Origin of the sequence: Kumtagia ephedrae (assembly GCF_003012745.1) — a bacterium.
In the GTDB taxonomy this organism is placed as follows: Bacteria; Pseudomonadota; Alphaproteobacteria; order Rhizobiales; family Rhizobiaceae; genus Kumtagia; species Kumtagia ephedrae.
Genome location: NZ_PXYK01000011.1, coordinates 161,154 through 184,702 on the forward strand (window position 1 = coordinate 161,154; position 23,549 = coordinate 184,702).

General features: G+C 68.0%; 19 protein-coding genes. 15 read left to right on the forward strand and 4 right to left on the reverse strand.

What is annotated here, in order from left to right; all coding sequences use genetic code 11:
* The first annotated feature begins 20 nt into the window (after nucleotides 1-20).
* The 3 genes from srlE (at nucleotide 21) to ptsP (ending at nucleotide 3,498) form a co-directional block, all read left to right on the forward strand.
* Nucleotides 21-1,022, forward strand: coding sequence for a PTS glucitol/sorbitol transporter subunit IIB (srlE, locus tag C7I84_RS13375; protein WP_106772687.1), 1,002 nt, complete (start codon nucleotides 21-23; stop codon nucleotides 1,020-1,022).
* Between the two features lie 86 nt (nucleotides 1,023-1,108).
* A complete protein-coding gene (locus tag C7I84_RS13380) occupies nucleotides 1,109-1,489 on the forward strand; it encodes a PTS glucitol/sorbitol transporter subunit IIA (protein WP_106772688.1) in 381 nt (126 codons plus the stop codon).
* Between the two features lie 26 nt (nucleotides 1,490-1,515).
* Complete coding sequence (gene ptsP, locus C7I84_RS13385) at nucleotides 1,516-3,498, forward strand: phosphoenolpyruvate--protein phosphotransferase (RefSeq protein WP_106772689.1); 1,983 nt, start codon at nucleotides 1,516-1,518, stop codon at nucleotides 3,496-3,498.
* Between the two features lie 46 nt (nucleotides 3,499-3,544).
* On the opposite strand, the gene C7I84_RS13390 is transcribed toward ptsP, so the two are convergent.
* Nucleotides 3,545-4,381, reverse strand: a complete 837-nt coding sequence (locus tag C7I84_RS13390) for a FadR/GntR family transcriptional regulator (protein WP_106772690.1) — start codon at nucleotides 4,379-4,381, stop codon at nucleotides 3,545-3,547.
* 230 nt (nucleotides 4,382-4,611) lie between these two features.
* A complete protein-coding gene (locus C7I84_RS13395) occupies nucleotides 4,612-6,006 on the reverse strand; it encodes an amidase (RefSeq protein WP_106772691.1) in 1,395 nt (464 codons plus the stop codon).
* Nucleotides 6,007-6,288: 282 nt separating this feature from the next.
* Between C7I84_RS13395 and C7I84_RS13400 the strand changes: the two genes are divergently transcribed.
* The 7 genes from C7I84_RS13400 (at nucleotide 6,289) to C7I84_RS13430 (ending at nucleotide 14,904) form a co-directional block, all read left to right on the forward strand.
* Nucleotides 6,289-7,782, forward strand: a complete 1,494-nt coding sequence (locus C7I84_RS13400) for an ABC transporter substrate-binding protein (protein ID WP_106772692.1) — start codon at nucleotides 6,289-6,291, stop codon at nucleotides 7,780-7,782.
* Between the two features lie 115 nt (nucleotides 7,783-7,897).
* Entirely contained in the window at nucleotides 7,898-8,842 is a 945-nt protein-coding gene (locus tag C7I84_RS13405) for an ABC transporter permease (protein ID WP_106772693.1), read from the forward strand.
* Nucleotides 8,839-9,690: an ABC transporter permease gene (locus C7I84_RS13410; RefSeq protein WP_106772694.1), complete on the forward strand. Its 852-nt coding sequence runs from the start codon at nucleotides 8,839-8,841 to the stop codon at nucleotides 9,688-9,690. Before C7I84_RS13405 ends, C7I84_RS13410 begins: the two co-directional genes overlap by 4 nt.
* Complete coding sequence (locus C7I84_RS13415; protein WP_106772695.1) at nucleotides 9,687-11,339, forward strand: dipeptide ABC transporter ATP-binding protein; 1,653 nt, start codon at nucleotides 9,687-9,689, stop codon at nucleotides 11,337-11,339. Before C7I84_RS13410 ends, C7I84_RS13415 begins: the two co-directional genes overlap by 4 nt.
* The gene (locus C7I84_RS13420; protein WP_106772696.1) at nucleotides 11,336-12,577 is read left to right on the forward strand and encodes a serine hydrolase domain-containing protein; all 1,242 of its coding nucleotides are present in this window, start codon (nucleotides 11,336-11,338) and stop codon (nucleotides 12,575-12,577) included. Before C7I84_RS13415 ends, C7I84_RS13420 begins: the two co-directional genes overlap by 4 nt.
* A 35-nt stretch (nucleotides 12,578-12,612) precedes the next feature.
* Entirely contained in the window at nucleotides 12,613-14,103 is a 1,491-nt protein-coding gene (locus tag C7I84_RS13425; protein ID WP_106772697.1) for an aldehyde dehydrogenase family protein, read from the forward strand.
* Between the two features lie 54 nt (nucleotides 14,104-14,157).
* Nucleotides 14,158-14,904 carry a glucose 1-dehydrogenase gene (locus tag C7I84_RS13430; RefSeq protein WP_106772720.1) on the forward strand — a complete coding sequence of 249 codons (747 nt, stop codon included), beginning with the start codon at nucleotides 14,158-14,160 and terminating at the stop codon, nucleotides 14,902-14,904.
* A 184-nt stretch (nucleotides 14,905-15,088) separates the two neighbouring features.
* Here C7I84_RS13430 and C7I84_RS13435 read toward each other — a convergent pair whose 3' ends face one another.
* The gene (locus tag C7I84_RS13435) at nucleotides 15,089-15,889 is read right to left on the reverse strand and encodes a hypothetical protein (RefSeq protein ID WP_106772698.1); all 801 of its coding nucleotides are present in this window, start codon (nucleotides 15,887-15,889) and stop codon (nucleotides 15,089-15,091) included.
* Between the two features lie 111 nt (nucleotides 15,890-16,000).
* Complete coding sequence (locus C7I84_RS13440; protein ID WP_106772699.1) at nucleotides 16,001-17,728, reverse strand: glycerol-3-phosphate dehydrogenase/oxidase; 1,728 nt, start codon at nucleotides 17,726-17,728, stop codon at nucleotides 16,001-16,003.
* A gap of 273 nt (nucleotides 17,729-18,001) precedes the next feature.
* Here C7I84_RS13440 and C7I84_RS13445 point away from each other — a divergent pair, with 273 nt between their 5' ends.
* From C7I84_RS13445 to C7I84_RS13465, 5 genes are all read left to right on the forward strand, one after another.
* On the forward strand, nucleotides 18,002-19,549 hold the full coding sequence (locus tag C7I84_RS13445; protein WP_165816066.1) for an FGGY-family carbohydrate kinase: 1,548 nt from the start codon (nucleotides 18,002-18,004) through the stop codon (nucleotides 19,547-19,549).
* 41 nt (nucleotides 19,550-19,590) lie between these two features.
* On the forward strand, nucleotides 19,591-20,664 hold the full coding sequence (locus tag C7I84_RS13450; protein WP_106772701.1) for an ABC transporter ATP-binding protein: 1,074 nt from the start codon (nucleotides 19,591-19,593) through the stop codon (nucleotides 20,662-20,664).
* A gap of 10 nt (nucleotides 20,665-20,674) precedes the next feature.
* Entirely contained in the window at nucleotides 20,675-21,745 is a 1,071-nt protein-coding gene (locus C7I84_RS13455; RefSeq protein ID WP_106772702.1) for an ABC transporter ATP-binding protein, read from the forward strand.
* 2 nt (nucleotides 21,746-21,747) lie between these two features.
* Nucleotides 21,748-22,614, forward strand: coding sequence for a carbohydrate ABC transporter permease (locus C7I84_RS13460; protein WP_106772703.1), 867 nt, complete (start codon nucleotides 21,748-21,750; stop codon nucleotides 22,612-22,614).
* A 103-nt stretch (nucleotides 22,615-22,717) separates the two neighbouring features.
* Complete coding sequence (locus C7I84_RS13465; RefSeq protein WP_106772721.1) at nucleotides 22,718-23,536, forward strand: carbohydrate ABC transporter permease; 819 nt, start codon at nucleotides 22,718-22,720, stop codon at nucleotides 23,534-23,536.
* Nucleotides 23,537-23,549: the final 13 nt, after the last annotated feature.

Consider the following 23,549-nt stretch of genomic DNA (forward strand, 5'->3'; position numbering starts at 1 on the left):
GGACCGGAGGAGGATCCACCATGGCAAAGACATACAAGTCCGTAAAAATCTCGCGCGGCAAGTCGGGCTGGGGTGGTCCGCTGGTCATCCAGCCGACCGAGCAGCGCAACAAGATCGTCTCCGTCACCGGCGGCGGCATTGACCCGGTCGCGCAGCGCATCGCCGACCTGACCGGCGCCGAGGCGGTCGACGGCTTCCGCGCGCCGCCCATCGAGAGCGAGATGGCGGTCGTCGTCGTCGACTGCGGCGGCACCGCCCGCTGCGGCGTCTATCCGCGCAAACGCATCCCGACCGTCAACCTGACGCCGGTCGGCCAGGCCGGGCCGCTGGCGCAGTTCATCACCGAGGACATCTACGTGTCGGGCGTGAGCGCGGCGAACATCGAGATGGCCGACGGCTCGGAAACACCGACGCAGGCTGCCGCCCCGGCGGCGGCTGCGGCAGCGACCGCATCGGCCAGGCCGGCGCCGGAGCCGGTGCAGGGTGGCGGTTTCGTCAACCTGATCGCCAGCATCGGCCGCGTCATGGGGCGCGTCGTCGGCATCTTCTTCAATGCCGGCCGCCGCACCATCGACCAGGTGGTCCGCAACGTGCTGCCGTTCATGGCGTTCGTGACCATGCTGATCGGCCTGATCCTCTATACCGGCATCGGCGACGTGCTGGCGCAGCCGATGGGACCGCTCGCCAACAACATCGTCGGCCTGCTGATCATCTCGGCGATCTGCGGCCTGCCGTTCCTGTCGCCGGTGCTCGGGCCCGGCGCCGTCATCGCGCAGGTGATCGGCGTCGCCATCATCGGTCCGCAGATCGCCAACGGCACGATCGCGCCGGCCATGGCGCTGCCGGCGCTGTTTGCCTACAACACGCAGGTCGGCTGCGACTTCGTGCCGGTCGGCCTGGCACTCGGCGAGGCCAAGCCGAAGACCATCGAGATCGGCGTCCCGGCGGTGCTGATTAGCCGCCAGATCATGGGTCCGGTGTCGGTGCTGATCGCCTGGCTGGTCAGCCTGGTCGTGTTCTGATCGTCGGGGCCGGCGGCGGTGTACGTCGCCGGCCCCAGTCTGCAATGCTGTAGTACCGGCGCAAGTGTGCCGGCAGGAGAATGCCGATGACCATGCACCTCAAGACGCGGATCACCGCGGTCGGACCGGAAGTGGCCGACCTTGCCGAAGGCGGGGTGCTGATCCTGTTCGCCGACGGCGCGCCGCCGGAGCTCGCGGAGGTGTCCGTGCTGCACAAGCCCGACGTCGACGCCGGCGAGGCTCCCGCGATCGGTGCTCCGATCGCCATCGGCTCGCTGGAGGCGACCATCACGGCGCTCGGTCCCACGGCCTGGAAGAAGGTCGCCGAGATCGGTCACGTCGTCGTCAACTTCAACGACGCCGTCGAAGCCGAGCGGCCGGGAGAGATCTGCGCCTCCGCCGTCGACGGCGCGGCGTTGAAAGCGGCGCTCACGGTCGGCGCCGTCATCACCATCGGCCGGCCGTAGCCGGGACGAAGGACGAGATTGCTACCATGGAACGCTCGACGATCGTGCGCGTGCACGAAGGCCTGCACGCGCGCCCGGCCACGCGCTTCGTGAAGCTCGCCAAGAGCTTCGACTGCGATGTCGAGATCGTGAGGGGTGCCAAGGCCGCGAGCGCCAAGAGCCCGGTCAAGCTGATGCTGCTCGCCGTCAAGGAGAACGACGAGGTGACGCTGCGCGCCGAAGGCGCCGATGCCGGACGGGCGCTCGACGCGCTGGTCGACTTCCTGGAAAACCCACAGGCCGGGTTGGACGCAGAGGGCGAGCCGACGACTGCCGCCGAGCCCGGGTCGGCCGCACCTGCTGCCGGAGCTGCCTCACCTCAGGCCGAGGCATCGCCATCTCCGGCCGGCGCCGTGAAGGGCATCGCCGCCAGCGAAGGCCTCGCGCTCGCCCGGGCATTCCATTACTTCCCGAAAACCTTCGCGCCGACGCATCGCCGCGTCGCTCCAGGTGAGGTCGAACAAGAGATCTCGCGTTTCCGCGCCGCAGTCGCCGCCGTGCAGGAGCAGATGCGTGCCGAGCTGGCGCGTGCCGACCTGTCGCAGACCGATCGGGCGATCGTCACGGCGCTCAGCGAGATCGTCGCCGACGCGGCGATCGTCGACGATGTGGAGGCGGCGATCCGTCAGGGCATGGATGCCACCGATGCGGTGCTGGCGGCGTCCGAGGCGACTGCGGCCGCCTTCACGCGCGTGCCCGACGCCTACCTCAACGCGCGCGCCGACGACGTGCGGGCCACGGCGCGGCAGCTCTGCCTGGCGCTGGCCGGCGAGCGCGACGTCGGTCTCGACGCGATCAGCGAACCGTCCATCATCGTCGCCGAGGACGTCGGCGCCTGGGATCTGGCGCGCGCGCCGCTGAAGCTGGTCAGGGGCGTCGTGTGCGCCCACGGCGGCGCCACCTCGCATGTCGCCATCATCGCACGCGCCCACGGCATTCCCGCCGTGCTCGGGCTGGGCGGCTCGATCGAGGCCTTGCGCAAGGCCGGCGAAGTTGCCATCGACGGCAACACCGGCGCGGTCCATCCGGATCCAGATGCGACGATCCGCGAACGCTTCGAGGCGGGCATCCACGCCGCCGCGCGCGAGGAGGAAGCACTACGCGCCTTCCGCGACCTGCGGCCACGCCGCGCCGACGGCACGCAGATCGAGGTCGCCGCCAATATCGGCTCCATCGAGGAGATCGATGCCGCGCGCGAAGCCGGGGCCATGGGGGTGGGACTGTTCCGCACCGAGCTGCTGTTCATGAAGCATGGCGGCTTGCCTACCGAAGATATGCAGTACGAGGTCTATGCGGAGGCCGCGCGCGCCTTTGCCCCCGATCCGGTCATCATCCGCACGCTCGACATCGGTGGCGACAAGCCGGTCGCCGGCGTCGTCTTCCCGCAGGAGGCCAACCCCTTCCTGGGCTGGCGCGGCGTGCGCATGTGCCTCGACCGACCCGACGTGTTCAAGCCGCAGCTGCGGGCATTGCTGCGCGCGGCGACGTTGGGCAACGTCAAGGTGATGCTGCCGATGGTCTCGACGCTGGACGAGGTGACGCGCAGCCGTGCGCTGATCGACGAGTGCAAGGCCGAGCTCGCCGCCGAGGGCAAGGCGTTCGCCGACTTCGCGCTCGGCGTCATGATCGAGACGCCGGCGGCGGTGTTCGTCGCGCGCAATCTCGCCCGCCAGGTCGACTTCTTCTCGATCGGCACCAACGACCTCACCCAATACGTAATGGCCGCCGACCGCCTGAACCCGCAGATCGCGGCGCTGAACGACGTCGCTAACCCCGCCGTGCTGGCGGCGATCGAGATGACCGCCAGGGCTGGCACGGAAGCCGGCATCATGGTCGGCATGTGCGGAGAGGCGGCCGCCCGCACCGACCTCGTCCCGAAATTCCTGGCCATGGGACTCACCGAACTCAGCATGAGCCCGGCGGCGATCCCACGCGCCAAGAAGTGCATCGCCGCCGAGCTCGGCGGGTAGCGTCCGGGTCCGTTTCACGGCCGGCCCGGGCGGATAGGGCAGCCGTCTAAGGACGATCGGCGATCAGCGTTTCCAGATATTTCGTCAGTCTCCGGCGAGCCGATTCGATGTGGGCGCGCATCGCCTCGCGGGCGGCCTCGCCGTCCCTCCGCCGGATCAGGTTCAGCACCTCGGCGTGCTCGGCGATCACGGCGGTGCCACGGGCGGACGGCTGAAAATGCACGAGATGGCGCAACAGCAGGCGCTCGTCGTCCGGCTGGTATTCCAGCGCGTGGATTGCCTCGACGAAGCGCGGGTTCGTCGCCGCCACGGCGATCGCCTCGTGGAAGAGGTAGTCGAAATGATGGGTGATGGCGCCGCTGGCATGCGCCTCCTCGAAACGTCTCAGCGCGGCCTCGATGCGCTGCATGTCGGCAGGGCTGCGCCGCAGCGCCGCCAGGCAGGCGGCTTCCGGCTCGATCACCAGGCGGAACTCCAGGTCGTCGAGAAGATGCTGGAGCTGCTGCGGCGAACTCGACCTGGAAAGTTTTTCCGCCAGCAGATCGTCGACGCCGATCACGTAGTTGCCAGAGCCGCGCAGCGACTGGATTACGCCTTCCTCGCGCAGGCGCACCAGCGCCTGCCGGACGACGGGACGGGACACCGAGAAGGTGGCGGCAAGTTCGGGTTCGGAGGGCAGGCGCGAGCCCTTCCCGAATTTTCCCGAGACGATCGCATGGACCAGGCTGCGGTAGACCCGCTCGTGCAGCCCGCCGGGGCGGCCGGTCTCGAACAGACCTCTCGTCGATTCCGGTGCGCCGGCCTGCTTGGGCTTCCTCCCGCGCCGGGGCGGCGTGGCGGCGGCCGAGCCGGCGGCGTTCTCGGTCAGGTCACGGCTCGGCATGGTTGGGTTTCCGGGCCGCAACGTGGCGAAAAGCCGACCGATCGTCGTGTCTGGCGCCGGCTCTCGGAACAGATGTATGCATATCGTAGCCAAAACGGGGAGGGGGTCTTTGCGGCCGCAATGCCGCGTGAAACCGTCGACGATTTGCGCCCGGCGGAGTTGCAAGCCAGTCCCCCTCCCCCTTGTGGGGAGGGGCTAGGGGTGGGGGTAAACTCATAGGCGGTTGCCCACTAGTTTATCGGGCGGCGCAGATGCCAGTCGGTCGCCTGCTGGAAGGCGTGGCCGGCCGCGCACAGCACGTCCTCGGCGGCATGCTTGCCGACGAGCTGCATCGAGATCGGCACGCCTGTGGTGGCGAAGCCGGCAGGCAGAACGACGGTCGGGTTGCCGGCGAGGTCGAAGGGCGCGGTGTAGCGGATCATCTGCAGCAGCACGTCGTCGTCGGCGCCGAACGCTTCCAGTTCCGGCAATGTCGGCGTCGGCGTGGTCATGGTCGGGATCAGCATCAAGTCGACGTCGGCGAAGGCGGCGGCAAGCCGCCCGGAGAATTCCAGCCGCTTCACCCAGGCATCGGCGACCTTCACCGCACTCACCGTGCGGCCGTGCTCGATCAGGCCGGCCATGCCGGAATGGTAGTCGGCGGCGCGCGACGGGTAGGTGGCGGCATGGACCTCGGCCGTCTCGGCGCCGCAAATGTCGAACCAGCCGCGCAGCGCGTCATAGGGCGAGGGGAAGCTGACCGGCAGGATGCGCGCGCCGAGTCCTTGCAGGACCTTGCGCGCCGCCTCCACCGCGGCGACGACCTCCGGATGAGTGCGCGTGCCGATAAAACTCTCGTCGACGCCGATGCGCAAACCGCGCACGCCGCGCGCGGTTGCCGCGAGATAATCCGGCACCGGCGCCTGGATCGCGGTCGGGTCGTTGGCGTCGGGACCGGCGATCGCAGTCAGCATCGCTGCCGCGTCCTCGGCGCTGCGCGCGAACGGCCCGACATGGTCGAGAGAATGCGACAGGGTGAAGACGCCGTGGCGGCTGACGCGCCCCCAGGTCGGCTTGATGCCGGTGATGCTGTTGCAGGCCGAAGGGAAACGGATCGAGCCGCCGGTGTCGGTGGAAAGCGCGCCATAGGCGAGACCGGCTGCGGTCGCCACGCCCGAGCCGTTGGACGAGGTGCCGGCCCAGTAGTCGGCGTTCCACGGGTTGACCGGCACGGGGAAGATCGGATGGTTGTTGGTGTAGGCGCCTTCGGTGAGCGTCAGCTTGCCGAGGATGATCGCGCCGGCGCCGTAGAGCCGCTCGATCACGGTCGCGTCGTAGTCCGGCACGAAGTCCTTGTGGATACTCATGCCGGCCGAGGTCGGCGCATCCTTGGTGTAGAACAGATCCTTGGCCGCCAGCGGCACGCCGTGCAGCGGGCCGCGCCATTGTCCGCGCAGCAGCTCGGCCTCCGCGACCTGGGCGCGGGCGAGCGCCTGCTCGCGCATGACGGTGATGTAGGAATGGAGAGTCCCGTCCAGCTTCTCGATGCGGTCGAGTAGCGCCTGCACCACCTCGACGGGGGAGATCTCGGTGCGCCGCAGCTTCTGCGACAGCTCGCCGATCGACCAGTAGTGCAATTCGCCCATGCTGCCCTCCTTCCGCCTCGCGCCTATTCGCGCGGGAACGCCCGTGCCTTGCCGTCCCTGGCAAAATCCCCGACGCTTCGAGAAAAAGCAATAAAATAATTTGACAACTTATTACTCGCCCCCATAGGCTTTCGCATGCGCTGGTCACAAGGCCGGTTCGGACAAGGCGCACCAAGAGGCGCCGCCGAATTTCGCGCAGCCCGGATTCGTCCGATCGGGAACACGGAACAAATTGGTTGGTCCGCCGGCACGATCGGCGGCGCTGTCTGGAGAATGGGAGACATGATCACGCAACGGACTGGCCTGCGCCTGGCGTTCGCCGCACTGGCGCTTTTCTCGAGCGTATCCTTCGCCGCGGCCAAGGATACGCTGACCCTCGGGCTGCCGGTCGAGCCGACCGGGCTGGACCCCACCATTTCGGCGCCCGTCGCCATCCGCGAGGTCACCTGGGGCAACATCTACGAAGGGCTCGTGACGCTCGACAAGGACGGCAAGGTCAAGCCGCTGCTCGCCACCGAATGGACGACCTCGCCCGACGGGCTGACCTACACGTTCAAGCTGCGCCCCGGCGTGACCTTCCACAACGGCACGCCGTTCGATTCCGCGATCGTCAAGTTCTCGCTCGACCGCGCCCGCGCCGCCGATTCGACCAACGCGCAAAAGCAGTTCTTCGAGCCGATCGAGGTGATCGAGACGCCGGACCCGATGACCGCCGTCATCAAGCTCACGCAGCCTTCCGGCCTGTTCGTCTACCACCTCGCCTGGGGCGACGCGGTGATGATCGACCCAAAGACCGTCGATGCCAACAAGACCGACCCCGTCGGCACCGGCCCGTTCAAGTTCAAGAGCTGGCAGCGCGGCAACCAGGTCGAGATGGTGCGCAACGACGGCTATTGGGACAAGGGCGTGCCGAAGCTGTCGGCGGTCACGTTCCGCTTCATCGCCGATGCGCAGGCGCAGGCCGCGGCGCTCCGGGCCGGCGACATCGACGGCTTTCCCAACTTCACCGCGCCCGAGCTGTTCGGCGAGTTCCAGGGCGACGCGCGCTTCAAGACCGTGGTCGGCGCCACGCCGCGCAAGCTGGTGGCCGCGCTCAACAGCGAGAAGCCGCCGCTCGACAACGTCAAGGTGCGGCAGGCGATGATGAGTGCCATCGACCGCCAGGCGATCATCGACGGCGCCTATTCCGGCTACGGCAAGGCGATAGGCAGCCACTTCGCCCCGACCGACCGCGGCTATGTCGACATGACCGGCGAGATTCCCTACGACCCCGAAAAGGCCAAAAGCCTTTTGACCGAAGCCGGATACGGGGATGGCTTCACGCTGACCATCAAGGCGCCGCAGATGAGCTACACGACGCGGGCGTCGGAGGTCATGCAGGCCTTGCTGGCCGAGGTCGGCATCACGCTCAACATCGTGCCGAGCGAATTCCCGGCGAAATGGATCGACGAGGTATTCATCAAGCGCGACTACGAGATGTCGATCATCGACCATGCCGAGCCGATGGACATCGATATCTATTCGCGCCCCGGCTATTACTTCAATTACAAGAATCCGAAGTTCGACGGGCTGATCGCTGCCGCCGACAAGACCGCCGACGACGGCGAGCGCGACAAGTTCTACGGCGAGGCGCAGAAGATACTCGCCGACGAGGTTCCGGCCCTCTATCTCTTCGACCTGCCGCGCCTCAACGTCTGGAGCGCCAGGCTCGAGGGCCTGTGGGAGAACGAGCCGATCTCGCAGGTCTATGTGCGGGACGCCTACTGGGCCGAATGAGCAATCTCGTCCTGCCGCGCCATGCCGGCGCGGCAGGACTAGCGGACTTTGTGGTGCCGGACATGTGCAACCTGCCTGACCCCGGAGCCCTCGCGGGCGGAGATCGGCCGCGCTGATGCTTCGGATCGCTTTCAGCCGGCTGGGCTCCTTCGTGCTGACGCTGTTCATCGTGTCGCTGCTGATCTTCGCGACCATGGACCTTCTGCCCGGCAACGCCGCCGCCATCCTGCTCGGGACGGCGGCGCGGCCCGACACCATCGCCGCGCTGGAGCAGCAGCTCGGCCTCGACCAGCCTGCCTATATCCGCTACCTCACCTGGATAGCCGGCGCCTTCACGGGCGATCTCGGCAGCTCGGCGTCCTACGGCGTGCCGGTGGCCGGGCTGATCGCCGAGCGGCTGCAGGTGACCCTGCCGCTGGCGCTGATCGCGCTGGTCATCGCGGTCGCCATCGGCGTCGGGCTCGGCGTCATGGCCGCCGCCCGGCCGCGCCAGGCTCCGGATCGGGCGGCTTCCGTCTTCGCCCAGGTCGGCATCGCCGTGCCGGACTTCTGGTTCGGCATCCTGCTCATCCTGCTGTTCTCGGTCACCCTGCACTGGTTCTCGGCCGGCGGCTTTCCCGGCTGGAGCGATCCGGTCGCGGCGGTCAAGGCGCTGCTCCTGCCGGCGATCGCGCTCGCCTTGCCGCAGGCTGCGGTGCTGACGCGCGTCACGCGCTCGGCCGTTCTCGACGTCGCCGACGAGGATTTCATCCGCACCGCCAAGGCCAAGGGGCTGACCGAGCGGCGCGTGCTGTGGCGTCATGCCGTGCGCAACGCGCTGGTGCCCATCGTCACCATCATCGGCCTGCAGTTCTCGTTCCTGATCGCCGGCGCCGTGCTCGTCGAGAACGTGTTCAACCTGCCGGGCATCGGTCGGCTCGCGTATCAGTCGCTGGCGCAGCGCGATCTCGTCGTCATCCGCAGCGTCGCCATGTTCTTCGCCGGCCTGGTGATCCTGGTCAATTTCGCCGTCGACCTCGCCTATCTCTGGCTCGACCCGAGACTGAGGGCGGCGCGATGACGAACGCCACCGCCACCGCGCCGCGCTTCGCCCTCGGGCCGCGCTTCGGCCTGCATCTCGGCATCGCCATCACGGCGCTGGTCATCGGCATGGCGGTGTTGTCGCGGTTCTGGACGCCGCAGGTCCCGACCCGCCTGCAGATCGCCAACAAGCTGAAGCCGCCGCTGACCTCCGGCCTGGCCGGTACCGACGCGCTCGGCCGCGACATCTTCTCGATGATCATGGCGGGTGCCTGGAACTCGCTGTCGATCGCCTTCCTCTCTGTCCTGCTCGGCCTGGTGGTCGGCGTCGGCTTCGGGGCTCTGGCGGCGGCGCGGCGCGGTTGGATCGAAGAGGTGATCATGCGCTTCGCCGACGTGGTCTTCGCCTTCCCCGCGCTGATCTCCGCCATCATGATCGCGGCCCTCATCGGCCCCGGCGGTGGCACCGCCGTGCTCGCCATCGGCCTGTTCAACATCCCGGTGTTCATCCGCGTGTCGCGCGGGGCGGCGCTGCGCATCTGGGCGTTGGACTTCTGCCTGGCCGCGCAGGCGGCGGGCAAGGGCAGGTTCCGCATTACCGTCGACCACGTGCTGCCCAACATCGCCGGTGCGGTCGCCGTGCAGGCGACGATCCAGATCGGCTTGGCGATCCTGGTCGAGGCCGGCCTGTCCTTTCTCGGGCTCAGCCTCGCCCCGCCGGCGCCGAGCTGGGGCCGCATGCTGAGCGACGCGCAGACCTATCTCGCCCAGGCGCCATGGATGGCGATCGCCCCCGGCGTCACCATCGCCATCGCGGTGCTCGGCCTGAACCTCGTCGGCGACGGCCTGCGCGATGTCCTCGATCCACGCTCGCGGGCCCGCTCATGACGCTCAACGTGCGTATCGATGCGATCAATCTGTCGCGCTGGCGCCTGCCGGCGAAGACGCTGGTGGAGGATGTCGCCTTCACCATTCCGGACGGAGGCACGCTCGGTATCGTCGGAGAGTCGGGATCGGGCAAGTCGCTGACCTCGCTCGCCATCATGGGCCTGCTGCCGCGCGGCATGAAGGCGCATGGCGGTATCGTGCTCGACGGCACCGATCTCCTGAAGCTCGGCGAGCGGCAGATGCAGCAGGTGCGCGGCGCCCGCATCGGCATGATCTTCCAGGAGCCGATGACCGCTCTCAATCCGGCCATGCGCATCGGCGACCAGATCGCCGAGGGCATTCTTGCCCACAAAGGGATGTCGCGCGCGGCGGCGCGCGCCGAGGCGCTGCGGCTGCTGGAGCGCGTCCGCATTCCCGAGGCGGCTCGGCGCATCGATGCCTATCCGCACGAATTGTCGGGCGGCCAGCGCCAGCGTGTCGGCATCGCCATCGCGCTGGCGCCGGGGCCGCGCCTGCTGATCGCCGACGAGCCGACGACGGCGCTCGACGTCACCGTGCAGGCGGAAGTGCTGGAGCTGCTGGGCGAACTGATCGCCGAGCTCGGCATGTCGCTGCTGCTGATCAGCCACGACCTCGGCGTCGTAGCCAGCATCGCCGAGCGCACGCTGGTCATGCGTGGCGGCCGGCCCGTGGAGAGCGGCGAGACCGAGCAGGTCCTGCGCCGGCCGTCGCAACCCTACACGCAGCGCTTGATCGGCGCGCTGCCGCGGGCCCAGAAGTTTGCACCGCCGGCCACAGGTGTCCGGCCGGGCGGCTCCACGCCGCTGCTCGAAGTCAGGAACCTCGAGCGCGCGTACCACAGCGCGTCCGGGCACGCGCTGAACGCCGTCGACGGCGTCAGCTTCTCGATCGAGCCGGGCACCATCCATGGCATCGTCGGCGAGAGCGGCTGCGGGAAGTCGACGCTGGCGCGCATCGTCATGGGCCTGGACCGGCCGACCGGCGGGCAGGTCCTGTTCGAGGGCGAGGACATTTTCGCCAAGTCGCGCGCCGAGCTTCTGCGGCTGCGGCGGGGCTTCCAAATGGTCTTCCAGGACCCGCAGGGATCGCTCGATCCCAGGCAGAGCGTGTCGCGCATCGTCACCGAGCCGCTGTTCCTCGATCCCGCCGCGCCGCGCGGCAAGGCGCGCGAGGAACTGGTCGGCGAGACGCTAGCCAGCGTCGGCCTGTCGCCGCCCGATGCCGCGCGCTATCCGCACGAATTCTCCGGCGGCCAGCGCCAGCGCATCGCCATCGCGCGCGCCATCATCGGCAGGCCCAAGCTGGTGGTGGCGGACGAGCCGGTGTCGGCGCTCGACCTGTCGGTGCAGGCGCAGGTGCTCGCGCTGATCCGCGACCTGCGCGACCGCTACGGCCTGGCCTTCCTGTTCATCAGCCACAGCCTCGCCGTGGTCGAGACCATCTCCGACCGCGTCGGGGTCATGTACCGCGGCAATTTCGTCGAGACCGGCACGGCGGCGGAGGTCTTCAGGAACCCGCGGCATGCCTACACCAGGAAGCTGATCGACGCCGAACCGGGCATCGACCAGCCGCGACGCTACGGCGTCGCCCGCACCGTTGTGGAAGAAACGAAAGCGAGGCTCGCATGAACAATCACGTCAGACTGGGCACGACCGTGGACGGAGAGCCGGTCGAGCCGTTCTTCCGCCGCCATCTCGCCGGCGATTTCCTGCTGTGGTCGCCCAACATCCAGGCCGAGGCGTTTTTGAACTGGGACCGCATCTGGGCGACCCGCACGATCAGAAGAGGCACGCCGAAGCCACTGCCGCAGGCAGCGCGGCCTCTGGATATCACTTTCGAGAGCCACGGGGCGACCCGCACCATCGACGATTTGATGCGCCGGGAGTTCGTCAGCGGCCTGCTCGTCGTCAAGGACGGCGAGATCAAGCTGGAGCGTTACGCCAAGGGCCTGAACCCGGAGCGCTGCTGGCAGTCGTCGTCGATGGTGAAGTCGCTCGCCGCCATACTGGTCGGCGCCGCCGTCCAGGACGGCGCGATCAAAAGCATCGACCTGTCGGTCGTCGACTACCTGGCGGAGCTCGAAGGCTCGGCCTACCAGGACGTGACCATCCGCCACCTGCTCAACATGGCCTCGGGCGTGTCCTGGGTCGAGAACACCGACGACCTCACCACCGACGTCGCCGAGCACTACATCAAGGTCATCGCGGCGCGCACGCCGGACTACATCGTCAACTATCTGAAGACCCGTCCGAAGGCCAATCCGCCCGGCACGCAGTTCTACTACAACACCGGCGACACCTTCCTGCTCAGCCATGTGCTGAGCCGCGCCACCGGCATGACCGTCGCCGACTACTGTTCCGAGCGGCTGTGGAAGCCGTTCGGGTTCGAGCAGGACGGCTTCTTCATCCTCGATTCCGACGACGGGCACGAGGTGGTCGGAAGCTGCTGCGGCGCCTCCCTGCGCGACTATGCGCGCTGGGGGCTGTTCATGTTGGCCGACGGCGTGATCGACGGCAAGCGCGTGGTGCCGGACGGCTGGGTGAAGGACTCGACCACGCCGAACGCTCCGAACTTCGCCTTCGATTTCGGCGGCGAGCGCGGTGTCGCCGGCGGCGCGGACTCCGCCTACAAGGGCTACGGCTACCTGTGGTGGGTGCGCGAGGGCGGCGACTATATGGCGCTCGGCAGCTACGGCCAGTGGATCTATGTCAGCCCGGCCAACAACACCGTCGCCGTCATCCTCGGCGCGGTGCCCAGACATGTCTACATGACCCCGGAGGAGGTCGAGCTCCACAGGAACTCCTCGCATTGCGGCTCCGAAATGCGGCTCGACTTCATCAAGGCCGCCATGAAGGCGCTGGCCTGAATGTCGCGGGAGCGTGAACAGGAGGAGGGATTGTCATGAGCGCAGGGTCCAACGTGGCGCAGCGACAGCCGATCGACGGACGCCATCGAAAGATGTTCATCGGCGGCGACTGGGTCGACGCGGTCTCGGGCGAGACGTTCGAGACGCGCAACCCGGCGACCGGCGCGGTGCTCGCCACCGTGCCGCGCGGCGGCAAGCAGGACATCGACGCCGCCGTCCGGGCGGCGCGTGCCGCCTTCGACGGAGAGTGGAGCCGGTTCAAGCCATACGAGCGGCAGGTCCTGCTGCTCAGGATCGCCGACCTGTTCGAGAAGCACTGGGAGGAGATCTGCCACTCCGACACGCTCGACATGGGGCTGCCGATCAGCCGCACCCGCGCCAACAGGAACCGCGTCGTCGGCATGCTGCGCTTCTACGGCGGCATGGCGACGGCGCTGCATGGCGAGACGATCGACAACTCGCTGCCGGGCGAGGTGGTCTCGTTCACCCACCGCGAGCCGGTCGGCGTAGTCGGCGCCATCATCCCGTGGAACGCGCCGACGGCCGCCTCGATCTGGAAGATCGGCCCGGCGCTCGCCACCGGCTGCACCGTCGTGCTCAAGCCGTCGGAGGAGGCGCCGCTGACGCCGCTGCTGATCGCCGACATCATGGCGGAAGCCGGCGTGCCGGCGGGCGTGGTCAACATCGTCACCGGCACCGGCCGCGAGGCCGGCTCGCCGCTCGCCGAGCACATGGGCGTGGACAAGATCGTCTTCACCGGCTCGACCGCGACCGGCCAGAGCATCATCCGCGCCTCGGCCGGCAATCTCAAGCGCGTGTCGCTGGAACTCGGCGGCAAGTCGCCGGTCATCGTCTGCGCCGACGCCGACCTGGAGAAGGCGGTGCCCGTCGCCGCCATGTCGGTCTTCGCCAATTCGGGACAGATCTGCATCGCCGGCTCGCGGCTGTTCGTCGAGCGATCGATCCATGACGAGTTCATCGCGCGGCTCGCCGCCTACGCCGAGGGCCTTCGGATCGGCGACGGCATCGACCCGGCGACCGAGATCGGCCCGCTCGTCTCGCCGCGGCAGCTGGAGCGCGTGACCGGCTACCTCGCATCCGGCCGGGAGGAGGGGGCCCGCCTGGTCACCGGCGGAACCCGCCTCACCGAAGGCACCTTTGCCGCCGGCAACTTCATCGCCCCCACCGTCTTCGCCGGCGTCAGGGACGACATGCGGATCGCCCGCGAGGAGATTTTCGGGCCGGTCATCTCGGCGCTGCCCTTCGACACGCTGGACGAGGCGGTAGAGCGGGCCAACGACACGCCCTATGGCCTGGCCGCCGGCGTGTTCACCCGCGACGTCGCCAAGGCCCACCGGCTGTCGCGAAGAATCCGGGCAGGCTCGGTATGGGTCAACACCTATCACGCCATCGATCCGGCGGTGCCGTTCGGCGGCTACAAGATGAGCGGCTACGGCCGCGAGGGCGGCGTCGAGCACCTGCACGAATATCTCAACACCAAGGGCGTCTTCATCAGGATCGACTGAGGACGGCATCGCCGGTACGGCGGGATGGCCGCGCCAAAATTCGGGAAGGACGGCATGAAACTCAAGGACAAGGTCGCCATCGTCACCGGGGGAGGGTCCGGCTTCGGCGAAGGCATCGTGAGGAAATTCGTGGAGGAAGGCGCCCGCGTCGTCGTCGCCGACCGGGACGGCCCGGCGGCCGAGCGTGTCGCCAAGGCGTTCCCCGAAGCGGCGGTCGCGGCTACCGCCGACATCGCCACGCAAGCCGGCTTTGCCGCGGCGGTCGAGAAGGCGCAGTCGGCCTTCGGGGGGCTGCACATCCTGGTCAACAATGCGGGCGTCGGCCACGAGCCGCAGCCGCTGGAGACGGTCGAGGAGGCGATGTTCGACCGCGTCGCGGCGGTCAACATGAAGTCGATCTATTTCGGCGCGCGCCTGGTCGTGCCCTTGTTCAAGGCGCAGAAAGGCGGCGCCATCCTCAACATCGCCTCGACCGGCGGCGTCAGCCCGCGCCCGAACCTGACCTGGTACAACGCCTCCAAGGGGTGGGTGATCACGGCGACACGCGCCATGGCGGTGGAACTGGCGCCGTTCGGCATCCGGGTCAACGCGCTCAACCCGGTGGCCGGGGAAACGCCGCTGCTGAAAACCTTCATGGGCGAGGACACGCCGGAGATCCGCGCGAAATTCTTGGCGACGATCCCGCTCGGTCGCTTCTCCACGCCGCAGGACATGGGCAACGCCGCCGCCTTCCTGTGCTCGGAGGAAGCCGGCATGATCACCGGCGTCGCGCTGGAGGTCGACGGCGGCCGCTGCATCTGAAGTCGCCCGCGTCGGACGGCGTCTGCGCCTGGTCCGAGGTCTGTCGAGGTTCGGGGTTAGTGGGTCCGATCAGCTTCGCCGCCAGACGGGGCATGGTACTTGCCGGCAGCACATATCGTCGCCCGGTCGCGAAAATATCGCGCTGGCCGTCCATGCTTCGCTTTTGGTTCCGGCAGGCCGGCCGTCACGATGTATCGGGCGGCTCCAGTGCCCACTGGGCAAGCCCGTGCAGGACGTCCAGCACCTCGTGCACCTCATGAACGGGCTTTTTTCGCCGCCAGCCCGGCGGCCGGCCGGGCTTCAGCGGCGAGAAGCGGCCGAACCGGCGCAGACCGCCGGTTTCCTGCTCGCGCGCCAGGGCGGCGTCGCGGCGTGCCCGCCAGCGGGCGAAGCGTCTTGCCTGGCCGGGCAGATCGTCGAGCGCCAAAATCAGCGCCCGCAGCCGCGCGTCCAGCCGCCTCGCGTCGATCGGATCTTTGGGCGACCAGACGGGGATGCGGAACGGCTCGCTGTAGCCGGGACAGGAGATGCGCGGCACGCCCCTGGGCGCCCGCCGCGGGCGGCGGTTCCAGGGTTTTAGCGGATCGAGCAGAGGCAGGGTCGCGCGCCGGGCGCGGGTTTTCGGCCGCGCCGGCATGCGGACGGGGCCGGCCCCGGGCCGGAATTTTGGCTGCGGCTTCTGCCGGGGCGGCGGCAGGGTCACGACGAGGCCACGCGCGGCCACGACGATGAGGCGCCGTACCGCGGCTTCGGCAGGGCGCAAGAGCCGGAGTATGGCACGGTGGAGGCGGCGTTGAAGGGTAAGTTCTGGGGACAGTTTACTTTTTTCGGCCCGCGACAACCTTGAAGCGGCTGTGCCCTTCTGCCGAAACAAAGTAAACTGTCCCCTGAGTTCCCCGAGATCCAGCCCGGCCATGGCGACGAGCATGGCGACGATGCGCTTCAGCGCTTCCCGGTTCTTGTCGATCGCCGCATTCCAGTCCATCGCCACCCCTTCCGGCACAGGCGGCGCAATTATCGCTCCGGTCGAGAAGGAAGGGGATAGATTATAAGAAAATAATCCTGACGGATGGTGACAGGCCGCCTGCGACAGACCCTATCCCGCCGCCGGTTCGGCCGCGCGGGCCGTCTTCACCCTGTAGCGGCTCTCCAGTAGCTCCGCCGTCTCGGCGACCTCAAGGGCGCGGCGGGCATCACTCCACCCGAGCATGTCGCCGGCGATCCGGGCGATGCGGTCGAGCCCTTCCGGGGTCACGGCGTTCTCGAACGGCATGAGTGTGCGCCGCAGCACGATATCGGCCAGACGGGTCACCCGCTCGTTGGCGACGATCCAGCGGATCTCGCCGGCGTGATAGAGGCCGCGCGTGTCGATGCGGTCGGCGCCATCGGCAACGACCGCTTCGGCGACCGCGCGGGCCTGGCTGCCGTAGCGGCGGAAGAATTTCGCCACGACGGCAGTGTCGAGGCCGGTGGCGCGGACGACGTCGGCGATCGCCTGCCGCAATTCCTTGCCTTCCGCCGGCAGGCCGGCGCCGCCGCCGATCGGCTCAGCCAGCGTATCGCGGCGACGCGCGGCGCCGAGGCGCGCAAGCACGGCGTCGGCGATCTGCTCGGCGCAGGCGCGGTAGGTCGTCCACTTGCCGCCGACCAGCGTCATCACCGGGAAGGCGCGCGGCCCCCGCGGCTCGAAGTCCCTGAGCGCGTGGTCGCGGCTGATGGCGCCGGTTGCCCCGTCGCCGCTGTAGGGCAGGGGCCGGATACCGGCATAGGCGAAGACGATCTCCTCGCGCCGCGCCCTGCTGCCGGGCAGGACCTGGTCGAGCACGCCGAAGAGGTAGTCGATCTCCTCTTCCGAGCAGGCGGCGTGGTCGGGATCCCCGGCGCGGATGTCGGTGGTGCCGAGCAGGACGAGCTCGGCATCGAGGGCGTAGACCAGGCAGGCGCGGAAGTCGCGCGTCTCGAAATACAGCATGCCGTCGCCGAGCTGGGCGGCGATGTCCGGCCGCCGCATGACCAGATGCGAGCCGCGGGTGCCACCGATCAGGCGCCTGTCGATGCCGAGCCGGCGGTTCGCCTCGTCCGCCCAGGCGCCGGCGCAGTTGACCACCAGGCGGGGCCGCAGCGTGATCTCCCCGCCGCCGACCTCGTCGCGCAGGATCACCTCGCCGCCCGTCATGCCGGCAAGCGAGACATAGGGCGCGGCTACCGAGCGCGGGCAGTCGCGCTCCGCATCCTTGACCAACTCGAGCGCCATGCGCTCCGGATGCAGGAGCCGCGCGTCGTAATACTCCGCGACCGCCCGGACGCGGTTGGACAGCCCCGGCATCTTCCGCCGGCTTTCCGCCCGCGAAAGAATCCGGTGGCGCGGCATGGTCCGGCTGCCCCGCCCGAACCGGTCGAAGAAGACGAGGCCGAGCTTGATCGCCAGCATGCCCTTGGCGCCCGGCGTCTTCTTGAGCTTGAGGAAACGCAAACCGGCCGAGAACAGGCCGCCGAACCAGTTGAAGGCCGGCACCCAGACCGGCAGGGGTTTTACGAGGTGGGGAGCGTTCCTGAGGAGATGGTTGCGCTCGACGACCGATTCCCGCACCAGCTCGAACTCGCCGGTTTCGAGATAGCGCAACCCGCCATGGATCAACCGCGACGGCGCAGCGCTGGTGCCGGAGGCGAAATCGCCCTTGTCGACCAGGATCGCGGGCACGTCCTGCAGCGCCAGGTCACGGTAGAGGCCGATGCCGTTGATGCCGCCGCCGACGATGAGGAGCGGCGCCTCGTCCGCCGCTGCGCGCTTCAGGACCGCAATCGCCTCGTCCCGATTGCGCATCGTCTCCTCCGCTGCGTTTGGCGCCCATTCCGTCCCGCCGCCTATAATGGCAGTTTATTACTTTTGGAAGCGAAAAAGCGGAAGGCGGGAGATTTACATTTCAAAAGTTCTTTTATATTCAATCAGTTAAAAGTGTAAAAAATTTTCTTACGATTGCGATTGACAATTCGAGAGGGTCAAATAGCCTAGCTGCCGAGGAAAGATGCCGATGGGGCCTGCATGGCCCGCCCCGCCGCGAGGAGACGGCGCCCGTCGGCCCCCGGAGGAGTAAGTATGCGGGAACGCCTGATCGGCATCGATGCCGGCGGCACGATGACGAAAGTCGTGCTGTTCGACGGACGCGGCAACGAGCTCGCCTGCGAGCGCCGGCCGAACGTCATGCTGCTGCCGCAGGAGGGCTGGACCGAGCGCGACGCCGAGGGAATGTGGCGCGCCACCTGCGAATCGCTGCGCGCGCTCATGGAAAAGACCGGCACCGACCCGGCCGACATCGTCGCCGTAACGCCGTCCGGCTATGGCGGCGGCGTCTATCTGGTCGACGCCGACGGCGTGCCGGTGCGCAATGCGCTGGTGTCGACCGACACGCGCTCCATTCCGCTCATCGACGCCTGGAAACGCTCTGGCCGCGCCGCGGCGGTGTCGCGCTGCATCGAGCAGCAGATGTGGCCCGGGCAGACGCTGTCGATCCTCGCCTGGATGCAGCAGAACGAGCCGGAGACGCTGCGACGCACCGCGCATGTGCTGTCCTGCAAGGATTTCCTGCGCATGCGCCTGTGCGGCGACATCTCCACCGATCCGACCGACGCCGGCTGCGCCGGCATCATCAGTGTCAGCCGCGCGGCGATTTCGCGGGAGGCCTTCGAGGTCGCCGCCCTGCAGGCGTGGCTCGACCGCCTGCCGCCGATCGGATCGCCGCTGGAAGTCGTCGGCGGCGTCGGCGCCGAGGCGGCGGCGGCCACAGGCCTGCGGGCGGGGACACCGGTGGTGCGCGGCGTCTACGACGTGGTCGGCTGCTCGCTCGCTTCGGGCGTGGAGCGTCCCGACCAGCTCGCCGCCGTCGCCGGCACCTTCAGCATCCATTCGACCTTGCATGCCCGGCCGGCGCTCGACCCGCTGCCGACGATCCAGACGCCCTATCCGGTCGGCGGCCAGGTGCTGGCCACCACCGCGACGCCGACCTCGGCGAGCAACCTGGAATGGCTGTGCAAGACCATGCTGTCGGCGGAGGCAGAGCGCGCTTTTCTCGAAGGGCGCAGCGTCTACGAAGTCTGCAACGACCTGGTCGCCGGCGCGCTCGACCGCCAGAACAACATCCTGTTCTTCCCGTTCCTCTATGACGGGCCGCGCGGCGCGCCGGGAGGCTTCCTCGGGCTGAGGGCAGGGGCGCAGCTGGCCGATATCGTGCGTGCCGTCTACGAGGGCGTGGTCTTCGCCCACCGCTACGACATGTCCTACCTGCTGACCGGCCCGGACGCGGCCGATCCGAAGGTCATCCGGCTGGCCGGCGGCCCCTCGCGCAGCGCCGTGTGGGCGCAGATGTTCGCCGACGGCCTCGGCCTGCCGGTCGAGATCGCGTCCGGCAGCGAATTCGGCGCCAAGGGCGGCGCCATCTGCGCGGCGGTGGCGGCCGGCCTCTATGCCGACGTGCCGGACGCCATCCGCAACATGGTCAAGGTCGAGCAGCGCTACGAGCCGGATGCGGAGCGCGCGGCGGTGCTGAGCGCGAAATACGGCACCTATCTCACCGCCATCGATGTCGTGGCCGACCTGTGGTCCGGCGACCGTGCGGAGGCGCCGCCGCTGCGCGCCCGCGCGGTCTGACGTTGCCGGTGGCTGAATGATCGCGGTTTAGGGGGCGGGCGATGCTGGAGTTGCGTGCGGTCGAGAGGGTTGTCGGGGGCGAGGTGCACATCGAGGCGACGTCGCTCGTCCTGGAGCACGGCTCGCTCAACGTGCTGCTCGGGCCGACGCTGTCGGGCAAGACCAGCCTGATGCGGCTGATGGCCGGTCTCGACCGGCCGAGCGCCGGCTCGATCTGGTTCGACGGCAAGGACGTGACCGGCGTCCGCGTGCAGGACCGCAGCGTCGCCATGGTCTACCAGCAGTTCATCAACTATCCGGCGATGACCGTCTACGAGAACATCGCCTCGCCGTTGCGCGTCAGGGGCGCGGACCCTGCTGCGATCGACCGCGAGGTGAAGCGCGCCGCCGAGCTGCTCAGGCTGACGCCGTACCTGCAGCGCACGCCGCTCAACCTTTCCGGCGGGCAGCAGCAGCGCACGGCGCTGGCGCGCGCCATCGTCAAGAACGCCAGCCTGGTGCTGCTCGACGAGCCGCTTGCCAATCTCGACTACAAGCTGCGCGAGGAGCTGCGGGCCGAGCTACCGAAGCTGTTCGCCGAGGCTGGCACCATCTTCGTCTACGCCACCACCGAGCCGCACGAGGCGCTGCTGCTCGGCGGCAACACCGCGACTTTGTCGCAGGGCCGGATCACGCAGTTCGGACCGACCATCGACGTCTATCGCCGGCCGGCGGATCTCGTCACGGCAAAGACCTTCGCCGACCCGCCGCTCAACACGGTGCCGGTGGTCAAGAGCGGCTCGCACTTCCGGATCGGCGACAGGCCGGCGCTGCCGGTGCCGGCGCATCTGGCCGGGATCGCCGACGGCCCCTGCACGATCGCCTTCCATCCGCACAATCTGGCCTTGCAGGGCCAGCATCCGGCTTCGGCGAGCCTGTCGGTGCGCACCGCGACCTCCGAGATCACCGGCTCGGAAAGCTTCGTCCATGTCGAGTTCGAGGGCAGCCGCTGGGTGATGCTGGCTCCGGGCATCCACGACATCGAAGCCGACACGACGATCGCCGTGCATGTCGACACGCGCCGGATCATCGCATTCGGCGCGGACGGCCGCTCCATCGCCGGCGCGGCGGCCTGAGGAGGCGACGATGGCACGCATCACCCTGGAGCATATCCGCCATGCCTACGGGCTGCGCCCGTCGCGGCCGAACGACTATGCGCTGAAGGAAGTGCATCACGAATGGAAGGACGGCGGCGCCTATGCGCTGCTGGGGCCGTCGGGCTGCGGCAAGACCACGCTGCTCAACATCATCTCCGGCCTGCAGCATCCATCCGAAGGGCGCATCCTGTTCAACGGCCGCGACGTCACCGAGCTGTCGACGCAGCAGCGCAACATCGCCCAGGTGTTCCAGTTCCCGGTCATCTACGACACCATGACCGTCTACGACAATCTGGCCTTCCCGCTGCGCAACCGCGGCGTGCCGGAGGCGGAAGTCGACCGGCGCGTGCGCGACATCATCGAGATGACCGGCCTCGGCGACTGGGCGAAGAAGAAGGCGAGGGGGCTGACGGCCGACCAGAAGCAGAAGATCTCGCTCGGCCGCGGGCTGGTGCGCAACGACGTCAACGCCATCCTGTTCGACGAGCCGCTCACCGTCATCGACCCGCACATGAAATGGGTGCTGCGCTCGCAGCTGAAGCAGCTGCACCGCCAGTTCGGCTACACCATGGTCTATGTCACCCACGACCAGACCGAGGCGCTGACCTTCGCGGACAAGGTCGTGGTCATGTATGAGGGCGAGATCGTGCAGATCGGCACGCCGGCGGAGCTGTTCGAGCGGCCGAAGCACACTTTTGTCGGCTATTTCATCGGCTCGCCCGGCATGAACGTGCTGCCGGCCGATGTCGACGGCAGCACCGTGAAGGTCGGGAACGAGACGATCGCCCTCGATCACAAGCCGCGGGTCGCGCTCGGCGCCAGCATCGAGCTCGGCATCCGCCCGGAGTTCATCGCGCTCGGCCGCCAAGGCATGTCCGTCTCAATCCGCAAGGTCGAAGACATCGGCCGCCAGAAGATCGTGCGCGCCGAGTTCGCGGGAAAACCGATCGCCATCGTCGTCCCGGAGGACGGCGAGATCCCGGCCGAGGCGAAGGTGCGCTTCGATCCGGCCGGCATCAACCTCTATGCCGATTCCTGGCGCGTCGAACTGGGAGCCTGACCGTGGAAAAGACCTGGAACAACAAGGCCTGGTTCATGGTGCTGCCGGTGCTCGTGCTGGTGGCCATCTCGGCGGTGATCCCGCTGATGACGGTGGTCAACTATTCGGTGCAGGACACGTTCGGCAACAACGAGTTCTTCTGGGCCGGCACCGAATGGTTCGCGCAGGTGCTGGAATCCGGCCGCTTCTGGGATTCGCTGGCGCGCAATCTCGCCTTCTCGGCGGTCATCCTGGCGATCGAGATTCCGCTCGGCATCTTCATCGCGCTGAACATGCCGAAGTCGGGCTGGGGCGTGCCGGTCTGCCTGGTGCTGATGGCGCTGCCGCTGCTCATCCCCTGGAACGTCGTCGGCACCATCTGGCAGCTTCTGTGCCGCGCCGATATCGGCCTCATCGGCTATGGTCTCGCCCGATTGGGCATCCCGTTCAACTATGCCGCCGATCCGGTGCATGCGTGGATCACCGTCGTGGTCATGGATGTCTGGCACTGGACTAGCCTGGTCGTGCTGCTCTGCTATGCCGGGCTGGTGTCGATCCCCGACGCCTATTACCAGGCGGCCAAGATCGACGGCGCCTCGCGCTGGGCGATCTTCCGCTACATCCAGCTCCCCAAGATGAACCGCGTGCTTTTGATCGCGGTGCTGCTGCGCTTCATGGACTCTTTCATGATCTACACGGAACCGTTCGTGGTCACCGGCGGCGGTCCCGGGTCCTCGACCACCTTCCTGTCGATCGACCTGGTCAAGATGGCGGTGGGGCAGTTCGACCTCGGCCCGGCGGCGGCGATGTCGATCATCTACTTCCTGATCATCCTCCTGCTGTCGTGGGTCTTCTACACCGTCATGACCAATTACGGGTCGGAGAAATAGCATGGCGTGGGACGACCGCACGATGAGCGCGCGCGGCGAGGCGGTTTCGACCGCGATGCCGGTGTCCGCCCGGGAAACGGCGAACAGGGAGATTGCCCGGCGGATGCGCCGGCGCGGCGACGGATCGCGCTTCCGCTGGCTCATCCCGGCGCTCTACATCGTCTTCCTGATGCTGCCGATCTACTGGCTCGTGAACATGAGCTTCAAGAGCAATACCGAGATCATGAACTCGGTGTCGCTCATCCCGGCGGACCCGACGCTGCGCAACTACATGGTGATCTTTAGCGATCCGTCATGGTACAACGGCTACATCAACTCGATCATCTACGTGGTGCTGAACACGGCGATCTCGGTGTCGGTGGCGCTGCCGGCGGCCTATGCGTTCTCGCGCTACCGGTTTCTCGGCGACAAGCATCTGTTCTTCTGGCTCTTGACCAACCGCATGGCGCCGCCGGCGGTGTTCGCGCTGCCGTTCTTCCAGCTCTATTCGGCCTTCGGCCTGATCGACACCCATATCGCGGTGGCGCTGGCGCACTGCCTGTTCAACGTGCCGCTGGCGGTGTGGATTCTCGAGGGTTTCATGTCGGGCGTGCCCAAGGAGATCGACGAGACCGCCTATATCGACGGCTATTCCTTCCCGCGCTTCTTCTTCAAGATCTTCATGCCGCTGATCGCCAGCGGCATCGGCGTGGCGGCCTTCTTCTGCTTCATGTTCTCCTGGGTGGAGCTGCTGCTCGCCCGCACGCTGACGACCACGGCGGCCAAGCCGATCGCCGCCACCATGACGCGCACGGTGTCGGCCTCGGGTCTGGACTGGGGCGTGCTGGCGGCGGCCGGCGTGCTCACCATCATTCCGGGCGCGCTGGTGATCTGGTTCGTGCGCAACTACATCGCCAAGGGTTTTGCCCTGGGGAGGGTGTGATGAAGGACGGAAG